The following is a 17,222-nucleotide window of genomic DNA, read 5'->3' as shown; positions in this document are numbered from 1 at the left end:
GCCCCCGCCGAGTAGGCGGGAGCAAGCCATGGCGCGCGATTTCGGCGACGGCCCGATCGAGGAAGACGAGGATGCGCGCCGCGCCAATGCGCGTATAGCGAAGATCGAGCTGGATGAACCCGCCGTGATCCGGCGCAGCCCCGAGGTTGAGCACGAACGCGCCGTCGCCATCTACGATCTTCTGGAAGACAACAGCTTCGCCCCTGCAGGGGACGATCAGGGTGGCCCTTACGAGCTGAGATTGCGGATCGAGGAAAACCGCCTGCTGTTCGATATCACCGATCCGGCACGGGGCGGCAATTACAAGATCTGGCTCGCCATGTCGCCGTTCCGCCGTGTGGTACGGGACTACTTCAAGATTTGCGAGAGCTATTACGACGCCATCAAACGTCTGAACCCGTCACAGATCGAGGCCATCGACATGGGTCGGCGTGGCCTCCATAACGACGGCTCGACGCTTCTGATGGAGCGGCTGTCCGGCAAGGTCGATATCGATTTCGACACCGCCCGGCGGCTCTTTACCCTCATCTGCGTCCTCCATATCCGGGGGTGAGCCGGACATGACGGATCGCCCTCCTCTCCCTGACGCCCCGTCACCGCTGGGCGAACCCATCCAGGAGCCGAGCGCCGTTCTTTTCGCCTGCACCCAGAATGCCGTCCGCTCGCCCATGGCCGAAGCGATCATGAAGCATCTGATCGGCATGAAGGCCTACGTGGATTCCTGCGGCGTGCGGAATGGCGATCTCGATCCTTTCGCCGTCGAGGTTCTGAAGGAGGTCGGCATCGACATCTCGCGCCACGCGCCGAAAAGTTTCGACCAGATGGAGGACGATTTCTTCGACGTCATCGTCTCCCTGTCCCCGGAGGCACAACACCGGGCCATCGAGATGACCCGGACCATGGCGTGCGATATCGAGTATTGGCCAATGCTGGACGCAACGATCATCGAAGGCTCCCGCGACATGCGTCTGGATGCCTATCGTCAGGTTCGCGATGAGCTGATGCGACGCATCAGGAAGAGGTTCGCAGCCCTGTTGAATGAAAACCAAACAGCGGAATAACCCTCGCGCAGCCCGGCCATGACCAGAAAAGACCTTGACCCGCTGCACCGCGCGGCGCACTTATTTGGCCGATCTTCGGAGACTTGAAGGAGCAGGAATGCCGAAAGAAGACGTAATTGAATTTTCCGGGACCGTTTCGGAACTTCTTCCGAACGCCATGTTCCGGGTGAAGCTGGACAATGAACACGAAGTGCTCGCCCATACCAGCGGCAAGATGCGCAAGAACCGGATCCGGGTTTTGGCCGGCGATCGGGTGAACGTGGAAATGACCCCATACGATCTGACCAAGGGTCGTATCACCTTCCGCTTCAAGTAAGTCTTCCGAGGTGACGGCCATGTCTGGCCCCCTTCGATTGCGCGCCCCTTCCGGCGCGCATTTCGTTTTGGCCTCCGCCTCGCCGCGTCGGCTGGATCTGCTTGCCCGCATCGGGCTCACCCCTGATGCCGTCAGCCCAGCCGATATCGACGAGACCCCGAAGCCCCGCGAATTGCCGGATGCCTATGCCGAACGCGTTGCCTGGGAAAAGGCTAACGCGGTCGCAGCCGCGCATCCTGATGCTTTCATCCTTGCCGCCGACACGGTTGTCGCCAGCGGACGCCGAATCCTGCCTAAAGCCGAAACAGAGGCCGAAGCACGCAAATGCCTCGGGCATCTTTCCGGCCGCCGCCATCGAGTGATCGGCGCAATCCGGCTGATCGCGCCCGGTGGTGAGACACGCAGCCGGATCGCCACCACGACAGTCGCCTTCAAACGACTGACCGAAATGGAGATCGACACCTATATCGTGTCGGGAGAATGGGAAGGAAAGGCCGGCGGGTATGCCATCCAGGGTCTCGCCGCTATTTATATCCGCATGCTGTCAGGCTCCCATTCCAATGTCGTCGGCCTCGACCTCTACGAGACCCATGCCCTTTTGGCCGGGCTCGGCTTCCGCTACGATTGAAGCCATGTGTGACCCCGACCGACTGATCATCGACCGCTCGCCTGGCGAGACCCGGATTGCCGGACTCGCCGACAGCACCCTGACCGATCTATGGATCGACCGGATCGGCGGTGCGTCCCGTCGTGCCGGGGAGGTCGCAATTGCGCGCGTCACCGCCGTCCGGGCTGAGTTGAACGCCGCTTTCATCGATCTCGGCCATGGCGAGGCGTTCCTGAAACTCGGCAAGAAGGCGCCGCCGCCGGAAGGCGCACTGGTCGCCGTCACCGTGACAACAGACGCTGCGGGTCGCAAACAACCACAGGCAACGCGGCAGGTCGCCCTTGCGGGACGCTTTGTCAGCCTGCGGCCGGACGAGCCCGAATTCTCAATCGCCGGCACCCTCAAGGCCAAAGGCAAACGGGAGCGGCTGAAAACCCTTCTGCAGCCACTCTTGCCCCCGGGTATTGGCCTTCACGTTTCAGCACAAGCTGCCGAAGCCGAAGATATTCAGCTGATTGCCGACCTGACTAAGCTTCTGACCGAATGGAAATCCGTTGAAGACGCGCTGGCCGCGGGCGACGGGCCAAAGGTTTTGCGTGCGGCACCGGACCTGGAAGATCGAATCAAGGCAGCCTTTCCCGCCGCAGTGCTTACCGACAGCAGCGACGGGGCAGTCTTCGCGAAAGAGGATCTCGACAGTCAGATAGACAGGGCGCTCGCCCGCCGTCTGCAACTCTCCAATGGCACCGCTCTTACTTTCGACGAGACGGAAGCACTGGTCGCCATCGACGTGGACATCGCGGGTGCGGCGGAAAACCCCAAAGCCTGGCCGCAGCTTTTCGAGAGTATGACAGAAGACCTCGCCGCCGAGATCCGGCTGCGTCGCCTCTCCGGTCTTGTTCTGGTGGATTTCCCGAAACTTCCCGCGAAGGCGGATCGTGACCGTGTTGCCGAGGCGATGCAGGCCGCGTTCGAGGGCTGGCCGTCGCTGGCGCAGGAGCAACCTCCGCAGGTTCTTGGCTGGACCCGCAGCGGCGTGCTGGAAATCACCGTCACCCGGGCCGGGCGGTCACTACGTGACGACATGATGCGTCCAGTCGAACAGCACCCGCGCGCCGCTACGATTGCGCTCGAGGCGCTGCGCCGGCTATTGCGTGAAACCCAAGGCATCGCGCAGCCGGAAATGATCTGCGCGCAGGACGTCGCGGACTGGCTCGACGGGCCCGGCCGCAAGGCTCTCGACGAGACGAAAGACAGGTTGGGCGGCTTCCTGAAAGTGACGACAGATCCGGCATTCCGGCTGGACCAGATCGAAATCGGCCCGGCGCGGCGATAGAACGGGGAGCGGGTAAATGGGCGATATCAGCACGTTCGACAAGAAGAAGCGCAAGCGCAAGGCCGGTTGTGCGATCTGCGGCAAGCCGATGGTGAAGGAATTCCGTCCGTTCTGTTCGGATCGCTGCAAGACCATCGACCTCGGCCGCTGGCTCGGCGGCGATTACCGGTTGCAGACCAATGAGGTGCCGGACGAAGCCGAACTGGTCGATCTGGCGCGGGCGATGGAAGAGCGCAAAGAGCGCTAACGCATCAAGCCTGACACCAGAACTGATACATCGCCAGAAAACTGTCCGGGTACTCCCGCTCAAGCACATTCCAGTTGTCCGGGCTCGTCGCCGACGGGTCGTCCGGAAACCGTTGCCGGTACAGCGCTTTCAGGTCAGCCGACGCCGTTTCCACCCCGACCAGCTTCAGATCTAGCTCAGCAACAGCCGCGCCAATCTCCGGCCAGCCATAACGCACTTCGCGCCGGTGAAAGAGCAGGTCCCGGCAGCCGCTGAGGGAATAAAAATCGCCAGTCTGCCAGACGATGGCGGCCGGATCGTCCTCCGCGAGTTTCAGGATATCGTTCCGTCGTCGCCGGATTTCCGCTGCGATCCCGGCTTCATCCTCCGCGTCAATCTCCGCCTGCAACTTGGCGAAGCGGGCACGGGCGATATCGCTGTAGAGCGCGACCCGCATAAGGCCGCCCGGCTTCAGCAAACCGCGCAAGACTTTCCAACCAGCCATCGGGTCCGCCATATGGTGCAATACGCCGGAGCATTCGATCACATCGAAGCTTTCTTCCAGGGCGCCGAGTTCCAGGATATCGGCTTGGGCGAAGTTGATGTTCGTGCGCCCCAGCTCCTCTGCCATACGCGCCGCATAGCCGAGTGACCGGCGGCTGAGATCGATGGCCGTGACCTCGACGCCCTCGTACCGCGCCGCCGTCTGGATCGCGTGCCGCCCGGTGCCGCATCCGGCGACCAGCAGTCTGGGACGGGCGATATCGATACCGTCGAACCGGACGGCCGGGAAGCGCTCGCGCAGGTGGGCGTCCAGCGGTTTGCGCCGGATCTGCCCGTCGACACTGCGCCAGCGCGGATAAGGGTGGGTCTCGTACTGATCGCGCACTCTTTCGGAGGTCGCATCTTTGCCCATCGGCGTCAACGCGGGCAGCGCGGCCGCCAGCGCCTTTTCCGTATCCGGCTCCGTGATCGCACGGTCGAATACGAGCGCCGTCGCGCCGTCCGCAGCTCCATCGCGCAGAGCCTTGATCGCTGCGGGAACCTGTGCCGGGTCACGATACAGGGCAACCAGTAGGGCCTGTTCCAGGTTGAGCGCATCCTGCGAAAGCAACGCGGTTACCGCCGCCGTTTCATCCGCCTGCTCCATCCAGGCATATTCCGCCGTCATCGCCTGCAACGCCAAACAGGCCAGCGCATCGGTTTTCGCGGAGTTACGGCCGTCGACCAGCAACCGCCGCCGCTCTGCGGTCATCCAGGCTTCAAGTCGCGGGTCGGGCAGCGTGGTCCAGACGAGCAACAGGGCCAGCAACGGATCATCCGGTAAAGGCGGCGGGGCCTCACCATCCTCCCGCAGCCAGCGCCAGGCTGCGTCCGCCCCCTTGGCATATGTCCGGTTGGCCATCACCAGCGACAGCGCGGCAGGTGCCAGCCGCTGCAGGTCGATATCCCGGCGCGCGAACAGATCCAACATCAGGACCTTCATCTTCGCATCCGGACTCTTGAAGCGCAGACCGGCAAGCGCATCCAGCATGTCCGCCAGATATCCCCCCTCGGGGGCACGCCGGTGCGCGCTTTCGAAATGCCTTACAGCTCCTGAGCCATCGCCGAGAGCGAGCAGCACGCGTGCGAGATTACCCTCGGCAACGGCGTAGTCCGGCGCAAGCTTGAGGGCGCGTCGATAGGCGTGCACCGCCTCTTTCAGGCGGCCGGCGGCCTTCAGCGCGACCCCGAGGTTGTTCAGCAGCTCCGGCTGACGCGGATTGGCGCGCGCGACCTCCGCGAAAATATCGGCGGCCTCTCCGGCACGGCCCTGCCGCATCAAAGCGGATGCCTCGCGCAGCCGCGCCATCGGATCCAAGGCCATCACCGTTCAGTCATCGATATGCAGGTCGAACGCAATGCTGATCCGCTCTCCACCGCCCCGGAACGGCACCGTGCTGTGCCAGACATAGGAGGGGAAGACCACGGCCATGCCGAGTTCCGGACAGACCGCATCAAGCGGACGCGTACCGCGGTGGGGAATGCCATAGCCCGGCCGGTTGAACTCGAGCCAACCCGCCCGCGTCTCGTCATCCGGCGCGACCGTTTCGGGGATTGCAGCGTAATAGGTTCCACTGAGCCAGCCCGCATTATGGATATGAGCGCTCTGATGGCCATCGTCGCCAAGGATATTGGCCCAGATGTTGACGGCATAGCGCTCCGGGATGCGGGCGAAGAAGGGATGCGACGGGTCCTTTGGCAAACCGGCGATATACGCGTTGAGGCCTTCCGACAGCATGCGCTCGAACGCAGCAATGGCCGGCCCCTTGTGGTCGAAGAGTTGCGGCACGAAGGCCCCGCCCCGGATCGCCCGGCGCAACGGATCGAGATCGCCGGAGATATTCGGGTGATGGCGAATTTCCTCCGATAGCGCCGCGTTGAATTCAGCATGATCGGCATAGCCTGCCGGCACGGAAAAGCGGAGCGGCCGGGTTGCACTGCCTTGGGCAATCAGCCGGTCGACCTCGTCATATCGCCCGAGCTCCTCAAGCGCTATGGACCGGTAGGCGGTCGCGCGAACATGCGTGGGCTGTCGCTGCAACACCCGGTCCGTCACCGCCAATGCACGGTCCACATCGCCTTCGATCAGCAATGCCTGGGCCAAATTGTTCGCTGCCGCGATATTCCCCGGCTGCCCAATCAGGGCGCGGGCATATGCGCGGGCCGCAGCCCCCGTCTCCTTGTCCAGCTGTAGCTGATTGCCGATGCCGACGAACGGGCCTGTATTAGCGGGGCCGGTTATCAGGGACCGACGCCAGGCGGCCGCGGCGTCCTCCGGCTTCTGGCGGGCATCCAGAATATCTCCGCGCGCATTCCAGGCTTGCATGAAGTCCGGCGCACTGCGGATCGCCGCGGATGTCAGCCGATCGGCATCGTCAAGCTCGCCTCGTTTCAGGTGAATGCGGGCTCGCAGCGTGGCCGCCGGCGGATTGCCGGGATCCACTTCCAGAATCCGGTCGTAGATATCCGCTGCCGCCTGATCCCGGCCGGCATTCTGGTGTGAAATCGCGAGCGATAAAGCCTCGGATAACTGCATCTGTGCGCCACTCCCCGGCAAGCTGATCCTTGGATAGCGCCGATGTGCCCCGCCATCAAGCAGGCCACGAAAAAAAGCACTTATTGGGCGCTGGACAGCCCGGATGATATCTTCTATACACCTGCCTCTCGTCGGTTCTGCGGCGCTTGCGCAGCGGCATCGACAGTGTGCCCAGGTAGCTCAGTTGGTAGAGCAGCGGATTGAAAATCCGCGTGTCGGTGGTTCGAATCCGCCCCTGGGCACCACTCCTTCCTTCTCCACCGCCAAATTACGCACACAAAACCTGCTCCGGGCAGCGTGCCATCTTTAGCAGCTTCGCTACATCCGTGAAGTCGTCCAGCACCTTGTGTCAGCAGCAGTTGTCGCGCCGAGGATTTTGCGGTGCACTGTTTTTCCGCGATGCAGCATAACTGTTGGAAAGCTCGGATTTCCGCGGTAGATCCCGCCTCCTAGCAGACACATGGTCTGTCTCTCGGAAAAGGGAAGCCATATGCAACAGAATGCCCCGGCCTCCGCGGACGGCGCGACCCGGATCGGCCCGGACAAGATCCGCAACGCCGATCCAGCGCGCCCGCTCGTCTGCCTGACAGCCTATACCGCGCCGGTCGCCGCCTATCTCGATCCGATCTGCGACCTGCTGTTGGTCGGCGATTCCCTCGGCATGGTGATCTACGGCATGGACGGGACCGTCGGCGTCACGCTCGACATGATGATCGCCCACGGCCGGGCCGTGACGCGCCGCGCGCGCCATGCCTGCGTTGTCGTTGACCTGCCAGCGGGCACTTACGAAGATGGACCAGAACAGGCCCTCGCCAGCGCCCGACGGGTGATGGCAGAGACCGGCGCCGAGGCCGTGAAGCTCGAAGGCGGGGTCGCCATCGAAGCCTCCATCGCCGCGCTCGTCACCGACGGCATCCCGGTACTCGGCCATATCGGCCTGTTGCCGCAACAGGCCGAGAACGGGTTCCGCATCCAGGGCCGGGGCGAGGACGGCGCCCGACAGGTCATGGAAGACGCCCTCGCCGTCGAACGCGCCGGCGCCTTCGCCACTGTTATCGAGGGAACGCTGGAGCCGGTCGCCCGCAGCATTACCGAAGCGCTGTCCATTCCGACCATCGGTATCGGGGCTTCCGCAGCGTGCGATGGCCAGATTCTGGTCACCGACGATTTGGTCGGTCTTTACGACGGGCACCTGCCGAAATTCGCCGAACGGTACGCCGATCTCGCCGGAACCATCCGCGAGGCGGCGCAGCGTTGGGCGGATGACGTGCGGACCCGTGCCTTTCCGGGACAGGACAATATCTATGCCGGAACGCCGGCGACGAAGGAGTAGGAAATGGATGTCATCCGCACGAAAGCCGCGCTCCGCGCGCAGGTGGCCGCGTGGCAACGCGCTGGCGAGACAGTCGCCCTGACACCGACCATGGGGGCAGTGCATGAAGGTCACCTGTCATTGGTCCGGCTCGGACTGGAACGGGCCGAGCGCTGCGTTGCCACCATCTTCGTCAACCCGCGCCAATTCGGCCCGAACGAGGATTTCGAAAGCTACCCCCGTGACGAGGAGGGAGATCTCGCCAAGTTCAGGACAGCAGGCTGCGATGCTGTCTATATGCCGGACCCGGGCGAGATGTACGCCGCCGGCTACAAGACCGAGGTCACCGTGCACGACATCTCCGAGGTGATGGAGGGAGCGAGCCGACCGGGCTTCTTCACCGGGGTGGCGACCGTGGTCGCCAAGCTCTTGATCCAATCCCTGCCGGACATCGCGATTTTCGGCGAAAAGGATTTCCAGCAACTGACCGTGATCCGAACCATGGCCCGCGACCTCGATCTGCCGATCGAGATTCTCGGGGCGCCGACGATCCGCGAAGCCGACGGTCTGGCCCTGTCCTCGCGGAACGCCTATCTCGACCCGAAACAAAGGAACATCGCCCCGGCCCTTCACCGCGTCATGATCGCAGCGTCCGAGGCGGTCCACGCCGGTGCCGATCCCCGCGTCGCTGCAGCCAAAGCGCGGGAGGACGTCCTCGCGGCCGGGTTCGACGAGGCGATCTATATCGACATTCGCGATCAGGACAGTTTCGCCCTCGCGGAGACACAAGCTGAGAATTTGCGGATCTTCGCCGCCGCCAGACTGGGCAACTGCCGTCTGATCGACAATCTCGGGATCTGAGCGGACTCACGCCACACACTGTTCGTTTGCGTTATGCTTCCATCCCCAAAGTCGCGAAAAAACGCACAAAGAGGAGGAAACAAAATGGCCATCGAAACGCCGAACTATCCTGACCACGCGGGGTTAACCCCTCTCGACTCGCGGATGGTGGACCCGGAGCGCCTGTCCTGGACCCCGACGCGCTTCGAGGGCGTCGACATGAAAGTTCTGATGGAGGACAAGGAAACCGGGCTGATGACGGCACTCTTCCGCTGGGCGCCCGGCGCGGTTCTCCCTTTCCACGAACATGTCGAGATCGAGCAGACCTATATGCTTGAAGGCCGCCTTGAGGACGAGCAAGGATCGATCGGCCCAGGTGAGTATGCCTGGCGGCCGGCGGGTAGCAGACATATTGCGCGGGCCCCGGAAGGCGCCCTCATGCTCAGCATGTTCCACAAACCGAACCAGTTCCTCGACAAAGATGACTGAACGCCGCCTTACATGACCGGCAATCGCGTGAAGAGCTGAAAGTTCATAGCTTAGCGGGACTGTGGCTCAAACCGCCCGACAACGCATACCATTTGGCGTCAACACATCCAAAAGCCAGAACCTTCAAGAATACCTTGTTGCGTCACCTATTAATCAACAACTCACCCTAACATTGCGGCCCAATACGCCGTTTTTGAAGCAATACTTACATTGAATCAATTCAGAAATAATTTTATGAAATCATTTAATATCTATCTTCCAAGACAGGAAATACATACCAACTTGATTTCCTGAACGCTCTTATTATTTTTTACCAACCATTCAAAATATTTTGGCGTTTCTTTATCAGAATTATATATGAATACGGAAAATAGAGACTATGCAGGCGTCGTCGCCGATGCAGCGACGCTCGATCATCCTGAGCATCGCGCGCTGTTCTCCCACTGGCAGGAAAACCGGCGGGGAGAAGACGTACCGCTGCGCAGCACTTTTGATCCCCTCGCATTTCACCGTTATATGCCGAGAATGGCCATTATCGAGCGCTCCGGAGACGAAGGGCACGAAAAACTTCGATACCGGCTTGCCGGCACTGAGATTGCGAGACGTGCCGGGCGCGACCCAACAGGAAAGAGCTTCGAAGAGCTCTATCAGGGCACCTATCTTGAGACTGCGACCCAGACTTACCTGGAGATCGCGAAATCAGGACAGGCCCATTTCTCCCAGCGGGTCTACCCTATCGGTGATGATGGCAGTTCCTTGCGTTACGACCGGATCATCCTGCCCTACAGTTCAAACGGAACTTCCATAGACCAGTTCATCCTGCTGATCGTGGTCGTCGAACAGAACACCCCGAAGAACCAGATCGGCAGTTTCTCCGTTTTCGGCGGGCGCAAAAAAACCTGAGCCTCCGGGCATCCATACAAAAAACAGGCGCCTCAAGGGCGCCCGTTTCTTTAGTCCAGTCAGCCGATTTACGTCAGAGCGCTTCGTCGACCCACTGCTGAAGCTGTGCCTTCGGCATCGCGCCCATCTTGGTCGCGGCAACCTGGCCGTCCTTGAACAGGATCAGGGTCGGGATACCCCGGACGCCGTATTGCTGCGGGATCTGCGGATTCTCGTCGATATTGATCTTGGCGACGGTAACCCGATCACCCATCGACTGCGCCATTTCCTCAAGCGCCGGAGCAATGGCTTTGCAGGGGCCGCACCATTCGGCCCAGAAATCGACCAGAACCGGTTTGTCGGAATTCAGAACGCTGTCGGAAAAGCTGGAGTCGGTGACTTTGACCGTCGACATGGGGCAATCCTCGTTTGACAAATCTCACATGCCGGGTCGCGCCCTCGCATGGACAGTGAATCTAGGAAGCCGGATCAGCCGCGTCAAGGCAACGGGTGTCGCGTTCAAATTTCCGGAATGAAATCAAAGGCTGTCTCACCCGGAAACCACTCCCGGCCCGTATCCATCAAGCAAATCACCCGGCAAATCGGTCAGAAAAGGCCCGTCCGTCCAGAGCAACAGGCAGCGCACGGCACGCCCCTCGAACATCCTGGCAAGCAGCGCACGATAGGCTGCCATCTGCCTCAGATAAGCCACCGGCACATCTTCAAGCCGTTCCGGCGGCGGCCGGTTGGTCTTGAAATCCACCACCGTCACCCGGTCGTCCTCAACCAGAAGCCGGTCGATCTGCCCCGAAACGACCGTCACCTCGCCACCCCCGGTCCCGACCTGTCCGACGATAGGCACTTCCGCGCGTGAGCCGGGCGCGAAAAGTCCGGCCCAGTCCGGATGTTCCAGCACGCTCATGATCTCATCGGCATAACGCTCGGCAAGCCCCGGCGCGAGCCCGTGAACGGGACGCTGCAGGAATGCCAGCCCTGCATCCCGGCGCCTTTCTGCCGGAAGATCGGGGAGCACCTGCAGCAGCCGGTGCAACAGCTGCCCGCGCTTGAACCGCCCCTCGTCGGCGGCAGAAAGTGGAGAGCGCGTAGCCGGCTCCTGCTCGCTCGGACGGGATGGCATCAGCGGGCGCGGCGGTACCGGCTCCGGCGCAGGCTGTGCCAGCGCCCAGAGCGGCAACGAAGGCTTCTCGGAGACCTTAGCCGCCTCCGTAGCCTTTGCTTCCACCGTCCGCTCCTGCGGCGTCTCATAGCGCAGCACCGGCAGGTCGGACCCGGCAGCTCCGGAAACGACGGGATCTTCCACCGGCGTCGCGATCTCGCTTAGCGCATTGCGGATCAACTCGTACCAGTTGCCCTCCGGCGCCCGCTGCTTTGTCGCCCAGCCGCCGACATAAAGCCGGTCCTCCGCCCGGGTCATGGCGACATAGAGTAGCCGGCGATATTCCTCGTTCCGCTTGCGCTCCGCCGCTTCCTTCGCCGACGTGCTGGCGGGTGCATCCTCAGGCTTGGCCGGAGCACAGAGAGGCACCGGCACGCCGTCCTCCCGCTCGCCCCAGAGAATCTTCGCCGTGCCACGAGGAAGCTGCAGCGTATCCGGCATGAAAACGATGGGGGCCTGCAGGCCTTTCGAGCCATGCACGGTCATCACCCGGACGCGGCCACCTTCGCCACCTTCCATATCGCGCTTGATGTCGCTCTCTGACGCTTCCAGCCAATGCAGAAAACCCTGCAGGGAGGCGACATGGCCGCGCTCATATTCCAGCGCCTGTGCCAGGAATTCATCCAGCGGGTCAGCGGCCTCGATGCCGAGCCGTTCAAGAATCCGCCGCCGTCCGCTCGGCTCACCCTCGGCAAGAATGCCGGCGAAAAGCTCATAGGGCGGTGTCGTGTCGGTTCGCGCGAGATAGGATGAGAGCAGCCGGTCCGCCCGGGCAAAGGATGGGTTCACGGGCGCCCGGCGACGTAACTCGCGCCAGAGCCGGTGCTCCTTTCGGCCATGGGCGAGCTCAAACAGCTCGTCTTCATCAAGCCCGATCAGCGGGCTTTTCAGCACCGTCGCCAATGTCAGATCATCGTCCTGCAACAGCAGGAATCGGCCGAGCGCGATCAGGTCCATGACCGCGATCTGGTCACTCAGCACCATGCGGTCGACACCGGCAACGTCGATATCGCGTTCCTTCAGGGCGCGCACCATCTCATGCACGAAACCGCCCCGGCGGCGGACCAGAATCATGATATCGCCAGGTCCGATCGGGCGCCCTTTCGAGGACAAAACCTCTCCCCGGTCGATCCACTGGTGGATGCGTCCGGCAATGGCTCCGGCAAGGCGGGAGGCCGGGTTATCGAGGCCGCGCTGGGTAACCGGTACGGCCCAGGCGCCTTCATCCTCGCTCTCCACCGGCTCAAATGGCGGCCAGAGTTCCACCAGGCTGGCATCGCCGCTGCGGGATACGCCATGCCGGATCGACAGAAACTCACCGTCCTCACCGGCCTCCAGCACGCCTTCGGCGGCAGGCAGGCTGTTGAACAGGCGATCGACCAGCCCGAGCACGGCGGCGCCGGACCGGAAACTGACCTCAAGATCGACCGACGCCCAGCTCTTGGAGGCCGTTTCCACCCGCGCCGCGAAGTGCCGCCGCATGCGCAGGAAGCCTTCTGGGTCGGCCCGCTGGAAGCTGAAGATCGATTGTTTGACGTCGCCCACAGCGAAGATGCTCCGCCCGGCCCCGCGCGCTTCCTCGAAAGCGCCCTCGCCGGAGAAAAACTCCTCGGTCAGGGCGCGGACCACATCCCACTGTTCTGGGTTGGTGTCCTGCGCCTCGTCGATCAGGATATGGTCGAGCCCGCCATCCAGTTTGAACAGCACCCATGCAGCCACACCGGGCCGGCGCAACAGCTCGCAGACGGTTGCGACAAGATCCTCGAAATCGACCAGCGCCCCGCGCCGTTTCCCCCCTTCGTACTCCTTTAGAACGGCGGCCGAGATGCGCAGCACGGCGGCGGTCCGCTCCGCCAGTCCGATGGTGTTCAACAATTGGCGCACGGCGATCAGGCGCTCCGCCTCCCGCGCCAGGACGGTCTCGATATCGGCGAACGTCTCGATGGCTTTCTTCGTGGCCAGCCGTTTGCGCATGCCTCCGTCACCGGTCAGAAAGACCGAGCCGTAACTCCCAAAGAGATCAATCCTTGTATCGGTATCAGCTGCCAGAAACGCTGCGAGGCTTTCCGCCCGGTCCGCGTCCGTCTTGCTGCTTCCCGCAAGAGCTTCCATGGCCCGGCGCAGGCCGACAGCATCGAGCGCCGTGTCGGACACAGCGTCCCGCATGACGCTTTCCCTGCTCTCCCCTTCCGGCAAATCGAGATGGGCAAGCAAGGCTGGTGCGATCTGTCCGGGTCCGCCAATACCCTCGAAGAAGCGGGAGAGCCGCGCACGTTCCATCAGCAACTCGGAGACCAGGCCGTCGAAAGTTTCCTCCGCGAAACGCTGGTTGATCAGACGCAGCGCCGCGCCGAGCGGGCTTTCCGGTGCTGCCGACGCCGCGTTCAGAACCCTGTCCCGGGCATCCCCCAGCCTTTCGGCGGCCGTCCGGTCGTCCATCACCTGGAAATGCGGCGGCAGGCCAGCTTCCAGCGGGAAGCGTTTCAGCACGGCCTGGCAAAAAGCATGAATGGTCTGGATCTTCAGACCGCCCGGCGTATCGAGCGTGCGGGCAAACAGACGCCGGGCGAGGGCAATCTGGTCCTGCATCGGCTGCCGCCCGAGCAAGCGGGCCAGCTGGCCGGTCAGATCCGTCTCACCGATAACGGCCCATTCGGAGAGCTTCGCCGATATACGGGCGGACATTTCCGCGGCAGCCGCCTTGGTGAAGGTCAAACAGAGAATGCGCCCCGGATCGGCACCAGCGAGCAGCAGGTTCAGCACCCGATCCGTCAGCACCTTGGTCTTGCCGGTTCCGGCAGAGGCCGCAACCCAGACCGAGGCGGCAGGATCGGCGGCCCGGCGTTGCGCCAGATCAGCCTCGGCGATCACCGCGTTTGGATCATGCTCGGCCATTACCTAAAGCTCCCCCGCCGCGGACCATTCCTTGACCCTGGCCAGATGCTCATAGTCGGAGTAACGCGGCGCATGCTCGGGGGCGGGACGGGATCGGTAGGGCGTCTTCGGGTCGTCGAACACCCTGACAAGCTCAAGAAGTCCCGCTTCCGCCTCTTCGATCAACTCTTCCAGATTGCCTTTCAGGGGCTTGCGCTCGCCCGCTGGCTCTCCACCGCTGAGCCGCCAATATTCCAGCGCGCCTATGGCGCCTGCCGGGATTTCGGCGAAACCGTCCATGGCCAGCATCATCGCTTCCAGCGGCAGCTGCGGCGAGAGACCTGCCCGGACCTGCTTGTCCGTCGGCGGCCCGCCGGTCTTGTAGTCCACGATGACGTAACTGCCATCCGCCTGCCGTTCGATCCGGTCCGCCTTGCAGGTCAGCTCCACGGAGGCGAACGGGCCTGCAATGGAGATGGTCCCTTTGCGTTCCGTCCAGATACGCGTGAGGGTGGCCCGTCGCGGTCCATCCATCGCCGCGATCCATTCAGCAATCCGCTCGAAACGCGGCCACCAGAAGGCATGCACCGAGGGGCGCAACATAGCGGGGGCGAACTGCTCCCGGCCGATCTCCAATAGACGTTCAAGCGCGCCCGGCGGCAGATCGTCAGGGAACTCCTGCACAAACAGATCCAGCGAATCGTGGATCATCGTGCCCCGGTCAGCGGCGCCCGGGTCCTCGTCAATCTCGTCCAGGCTTCTAAGCCCGAGAATACGCTTGGCATAGATCGCGTAGGGGTCGCGCACCCAGGTTTCGATCTCGGTGACGGAGAACTTCCGAGGCCGCAGGTCGACCGGCGGACATGGCGCGGGCGGTTGGACCGGCGCCAGTTTCTTCGGCGCATCCAGTGCCTGCTGCCAGAGCGGATAATCCGCCACCCGCCGCCCCACCTTGTCTTGCAGTTTCAGCGCCCGGAGCACCGTCTCCATGCGCAACCACCAGCGCGAGGCGACCGTAGGCGCGCCTTCGACCCGTTCAGCCCGCGTCAGCACCACTTCGGGCGCCGAGGCCGCCATCTGGAAATCGTGTGCCGAGAGACCGATGCGGCGCTCCGGCGACGGCAGGCCGAACTCGGCGCGCATCGGGCGGCTCATCCATGGATCGGCGCCGGGATCCGGCGGCCAGGTACCTTCGTTCAGACCACCGAGAATCATCAGATCGAACTGCTGCAACCGGCCTTCGAGCGGGCCAAGGATAGCCAGACGCGGATGTGTGCCGTAACGCGGCCGGTGCACACGGCCGACCAGCAGGGCTTCGAGGAAAGCACCATAGGATCGTCCCTCTATGGCCGGGAAATCGCGCACGGCCTCAACCAGCTCGCCCAGGAAGTTGGCCGCGTCTTCGCCTGCCTCTCCGGCCCACAGCCTGCGATCGCCCGTTTCCTCATCCGTCGCCGCAAGCGTTTCAGCCATGGCGTTGTGGGCGGAGAGCAGGTCAATCAGCGAAACTGCCTTACTGTCCAGCAGCTCCGAGAAATGCGTAACTGAAGAGGACAGCCTGCCGATCCAGTCAAGCGCGTCCTGCTGTTCCTCTTCAGGGTACGAAGAGCGCACCGCGTTCAGAAGGCCGTCGATGCCCGGTGCCGGGCGCGGGCCACGCAAGACGCTGCGTTCCAGTGTGCGGACCCGGCGGCGGAAACGCGGGATCTCCATGCCGCCTGCGGCAAGCGGATGCTTCAGCGCCGCAAGCAGCGGCACCGGCGCGCAGGCATTGGCCGCCATTTCGGCGGTCGCCAGCCAGAAGGTCATCGGGCCGGTCGCCGCCAGCGGCTGCCCGGCGGAATCGTCAACCTCGATATCCCAGCGACGAAGTGCCGACTTCACCCGGCGCGCCAGAACCCGGTCCGGTGTCACAAGCGCCGCCGTCCGTGTCTCATCCTCCAATGCCTCACGCAGCATCAGGGCAATGGTTTCCGCTTCCTCGTGATGGCCAGGACAGGCCAGCATGGACAGGCCGTCGATGCCGCCGGACAGAAGCTCCGCATGCTCTTCCGGAAGCCGCCGCCAGGCTTCCGTCGTCTCCGCCGGGCGCAGGGTTTCCTGGATCAGCCGCCTGCGCGGCGCCCGCACGGCACCGGCTCCCGATGTCGGCCATTCGCGCACGTCCGACCGCTCGCGACCGAGACTCTTCAGCAGGTGAGCCAGTCCATGCTGTGCATGGCCCGGGTCCTGCCCGATGGCGGCCCAGGTTACCTCATCCGCGTCCCGGTCCAGCCCTGGCAGCACCACGGCGCCGAGCGGCAGGTCCAGCACTGCGCCCATCAGGCGCGCGGTGGCCGGGATACTGCCGGTCGAGCCAGCGACGATGACGGGATCTTCAGGGGGATGCTCCGCCCAACGCGCCGAAAGCCGGTCGACCAATTCGGAATGCCTCAGCGGCGCTTCCACCGCCCCTTCCTCTGCCAAGAGAGCGGGCCAGAATTCGGTAGCGATGGAGAGGAATTCCAGCACTTCCTGCCAATGCGATGCGTAGCGCTCTTTCGCGAGGCTGGCGAGGCCCGCATAGGGCACCTGTTCGGTATGGACCTGATCGAGAAAGTTCGCGAGTTCGCCCGCCAGCAGGGCCGCATGATCGATCCCGGCCGCCTGGATCGCGGTCCCGCTATCTTTCCGCTCAAGAAAACGCTGAACAAGCTGGGTCAGCAAAAGCTGTCGGCGCAGGCCCGGAATGGCCGGCGCCAAATCGCCAGCGGCAGCGGCACCGTCGAGCCCACTGAATCCCGCTTCGTCATCGTCGATATCACCAACGGGCCGGAGCGCGGGCAACAGCATTGGACGGCCGTTGCCGAGACGGAGAAAGCTCTCGCGAAGGGTCCGGACCGCACGGCGGGTCGGCACCAGGACGGACATCCGGGCAAGGACCATCGGGTCTTCCCCGGCCTCCTGCCAGAGCCCCCGCGCCAGCGTATCAGCGAAACCGTCCGTCGCCTCGATGGCGTAGAGCCCGCCGACACCCATGCCGT

The 17,222-nt window shown here is 63.3% G+C and carries 15 protein-coding genes and 1 tRNA gene; 11 read left to right on the top strand and 5 right to left on the bottom strand.

Annotated elements, in window-relative coordinates:
* Positions 1 to 28: 28 nt before the first annotated feature.
* From IG629_RS14160 to IG629_RS14135, 6 genes are all read left to right on the top strand, one after another.
* Complete coding sequence (locus IG629_RS14160; RefSeq protein WP_193172594.1) at positions 29 to 553, top strand: UPF0262 family protein; 525 nt, start codon at positions 29 to 31, stop codon at positions 551 to 553.
* 7 nt (positions 554 to 560) lie between these two features.
* Positions 561 to 1,061, top strand: a complete 501-nt coding sequence (locus IG629_RS14155) for an arsenate-mycothiol transferase ArsC (protein ID WP_193172593.1) — start codon at positions 561 to 563, stop codon at positions 1,059 to 1,061.
* A gap of 97 nt (positions 1,062 to 1,158) precedes the next feature.
* A complete protein-coding gene (infA, locus tag IG629_RS14150; RefSeq protein WP_028467089.1) occupies positions 1,159 to 1,377 on the top strand; it encodes a translation initiation factor IF-1 in 219 nt (72 codons plus the stop codon).
* A gap of 19 nt (positions 1,378 to 1,396) precedes the next feature.
* Complete coding sequence (locus IG629_RS14145) at positions 1,397 to 2,005, top strand: Maf family protein (RefSeq protein WP_193172592.1); 609 nt, start codon at positions 1,397 to 1,399, stop codon at positions 2,003 to 2,005.
* Between the two features lie 4 nt (positions 2,006 to 2,009).
* Complete coding sequence (locus IG629_RS14140) at positions 2,010 to 3,320, top strand: ribonuclease E/G (RefSeq protein ID WP_193172591.1); 1,311 nt, start codon at positions 2,010 to 2,012, stop codon at positions 3,318 to 3,320.
* Between the two features lie 16 nt (positions 3,321 to 3,336).
* The gene (locus IG629_RS14135; RefSeq protein WP_193172590.1) at positions 3,337 to 3,567 is read left to right on the top strand and encodes a DNA gyrase inhibitor YacG; all 231 of its coding nucleotides are present in this window, start codon (positions 3,337 to 3,339) and stop codon (positions 3,565 to 3,567) included.
* 4 nt (positions 3,568 to 3,571) lie between these two features.
* On the opposite strand, the gene IG629_RS14130 is transcribed toward IG629_RS14135, so the two are convergent.
* Together IG629_RS14130 and IG629_RS14125 are read right to left on the bottom strand one after the other, a co-directional pair.
* On the bottom strand, positions 3,572 to 5,413 hold the full coding sequence (locus IG629_RS14130) for a class I SAM-dependent methyltransferase (RefSeq protein ID WP_193172589.1): 1,842 nt from the start codon (positions 5,411 to 5,413) through the stop codon (positions 3,572 to 3,574).
* Positions 5,414 to 5,419: 6 nt separating this feature from the next.
* Positions 5,420 to 6,625 carry a putative 2OG-Fe(II) oxygenase gene (locus tag IG629_RS14125; protein WP_193172588.1) on the bottom strand — a complete coding sequence of 402 codons (1,206 nt, stop codon included), beginning with the start codon at positions 6,623 to 6,625 and terminating at the stop codon, positions 5,420 to 5,422.
* Between the two features lie 169 nt (positions 6,626 to 6,794).
* On the opposite strand from IG629_RS14125, the gene IG629_RS14120 reads away from it, so the two are divergent.
* From IG629_RS14120 to IG629_RS14100, 5 genes are all read left to right on the top strand, one after another.
* A tRNA-Phe gene (locus tag IG629_RS14120) sits at positions 6,795 to 6,870 on the top strand.
* Between the two features lie 245 nt (positions 6,871 to 7,115).
* On the top strand, positions 7,116 to 7,958 hold the full coding sequence (gene panB / locus IG629_RS14115) for a 3-methyl-2-oxobutanoate hydroxymethyltransferase (protein WP_193172587.1): 843 nt from the start codon (positions 7,116 to 7,118) through the stop codon (positions 7,956 to 7,958).
* A gap of 3 nt (positions 7,959 to 7,961) precedes the next feature.
* Positions 7,962 to 8,798 carry a pantoate--beta-alanine ligase gene (gene panC, locus IG629_RS14110; RefSeq protein ID WP_193172586.1) on the top strand — a complete coding sequence of 279 codons (837 nt, stop codon included), beginning with the start codon at positions 7,962 to 7,964 and terminating at the stop codon, positions 8,796 to 8,798.
* An 84-nt stretch (positions 8,799 to 8,882) separates the two neighbouring features.
* Positions 8,883 to 9,266, top strand: coding sequence for a cupin domain-containing protein (locus IG629_RS14105; protein ID WP_193172585.1), 384 nt, complete (start codon positions 8,883 to 8,885; stop codon positions 9,264 to 9,266).
* Positions 9,267 to 9,623: 357 nt separating this feature from the next.
* Entirely contained in the window at positions 9,624 to 10,169 is a 546-nt protein-coding gene (locus IG629_RS14100) for a PAS domain-containing protein (protein WP_193172584.1), read from the top strand.
* A 73-nt stretch (positions 10,170 to 10,242) separates the two neighbouring features.
* On the opposite strand, the gene trxA is transcribed toward IG629_RS14100, so the two are convergent.
* From trxA to addB, 3 genes are all read right to left on the bottom strand, one after another.
* Positions 10,243 to 10,563 (bottom strand): thioredoxin, encoded by a 321-nt coding sequence (gene trxA / locus IG629_RS14095; RefSeq protein ID WP_028467080.1) that lies wholly within the window; start codon positions 10,561 to 10,563, stop codon positions 10,243 to 10,245.
* A gap of 135 nt (positions 10,564 to 10,698) precedes the next feature.
* The gene (gene addA / locus IG629_RS14090; protein WP_193172583.1) at positions 10,699 to 14,220 is read right to left on the bottom strand and encodes a double-strand break repair helicase AddA; all 3,522 of its coding nucleotides are present in this window, start codon (positions 14,218 to 14,220) and stop codon (positions 10,699 to 10,701) included.
* 3 nt (positions 14,221 to 14,223) lie between these two features.
* Positions 14,224 to 17,217 carry a double-strand break repair protein AddB gene (addB, locus tag IG629_RS14085; RefSeq protein WP_193172582.1) on the bottom strand — a complete coding sequence of 998 codons (2,994 nt, stop codon included), beginning with the start codon at positions 17,215 to 17,217 and terminating at the stop codon, positions 14,224 to 14,226.
* Positions 17,218 to 17,222: the final 5 nt, after the last annotated feature.

The sequence above is a fragment of the Nisaea nitritireducens genome, from assembly GCF_014904795.1.
In the GTDB taxonomy this organism is placed as follows: Bacteria; Pseudomonadota; Alphaproteobacteria; order Thalassobaculales; family Thalassobaculaceae; genus Nisaea; species Nisaea nitritireducens.
This window is presented reverse-complemented; position numbering and strand designations above follow the sequence as displayed.

What these genes read in the sequence shown, in the direction of transcription:
- panB (WP_193172587.1), top strand. Translation starts at nt 7,116, where the DNA reads ATGCAACAGAATGCCCCGGCCTCCGCGGACGGCGCGACCCGGATCGGC.
- IG629_RS14135 (WP_193172590.1), top strand. Translation starts at nt 3,337, where the DNA reads ATGGGCGATATCAGCACGTTCGACAAGAAGAAGCGCAAGCGCAAGGCC.
- addB (WP_193172582.1), bottom strand. Translation starts at nt 17,217, where the DNA reads ATGGGTGTCGGCGGGCTCTACGCCATCGAGGCGACGGACGGTTTCGCT.
- infA (WP_028467089.1), top strand. Translation starts at nt 1,159, where the DNA reads ATGCCGAAAGAAGACGTAATTGAATTTTCCGGGACCGTTTCGGAACTT.
- IG629_RS14160 (WP_193172594.1), top strand. Translation starts at nt 29, where the DNA reads ATGGCGCGCGATTTCGGCGACGGCCCGATCGAGGAAGACGAGGATGCG.
- addA (WP_193172583.1), bottom strand. Translation starts at nt 14,220, where the DNA reads ATGGCCGAGCATGATCCAAACGCGGTGATCGCCGAGGCTGATCTGGCG.
- IG629_RS14125 (WP_193172588.1), bottom strand. Translation starts at nt 6,625, where the DNA reads ATGCAGTTATCCGAGGCTTTATCGCTCGCGATTTCACACCAGAATGCC.
- IG629_RS14130 (WP_193172589.1), bottom strand. Translation starts at nt 5,413, where the DNA reads ATGGCCTTGGATCCGATGGCGCGGCTGCGCGAGGCATCCGCTTTGATG.
- IG629_RS14140 (WP_193172591.1), top strand. Translation starts at nt 2,010, where the DNA reads ATGTGTGACCCCGACCGACTGATCATCGACCGCTCGCCTGGCGAGACC.
- panC (WP_193172586.1), top strand. Translation starts at nt 7,962, where the DNA reads ATGGATGTCATCCGCACGAAAGCCGCGCTCCGCGCGCAGGTGGCCGCG.
- IG629_RS14105 (WP_193172585.1), top strand. Translation starts at nt 8,883, where the DNA reads ATGGCCATCGAAACGCCGAACTATCCTGACCACGCGGGGTTAACCCCT.
- IG629_RS14100 (WP_193172584.1), top strand. Translation starts at nt 9,624, where the DNA reads ATGAATACGGAAAATAGAGACTATGCAGGCGTCGTCGCCGATGCAGCG.
- IG629_RS14145 (WP_193172592.1), top strand. Translation starts at nt 1,397, where the DNA reads ATGTCTGGCCCCCTTCGATTGCGCGCCCCTTCCGGCGCGCATTTCGTT.
- IG629_RS14155 (WP_193172593.1), top strand. Translation starts at nt 561, where the DNA reads ATGACGGATCGCCCTCCTCTCCCTGACGCCCCGTCACCGCTGGGCGAA.
- trxA (WP_028467080.1), bottom strand. Translation starts at nt 10,563, where the DNA reads ATGTCGACGGTCAAAGTCACCGACTCCAGCTTTTCCGACAGCGTTCTG.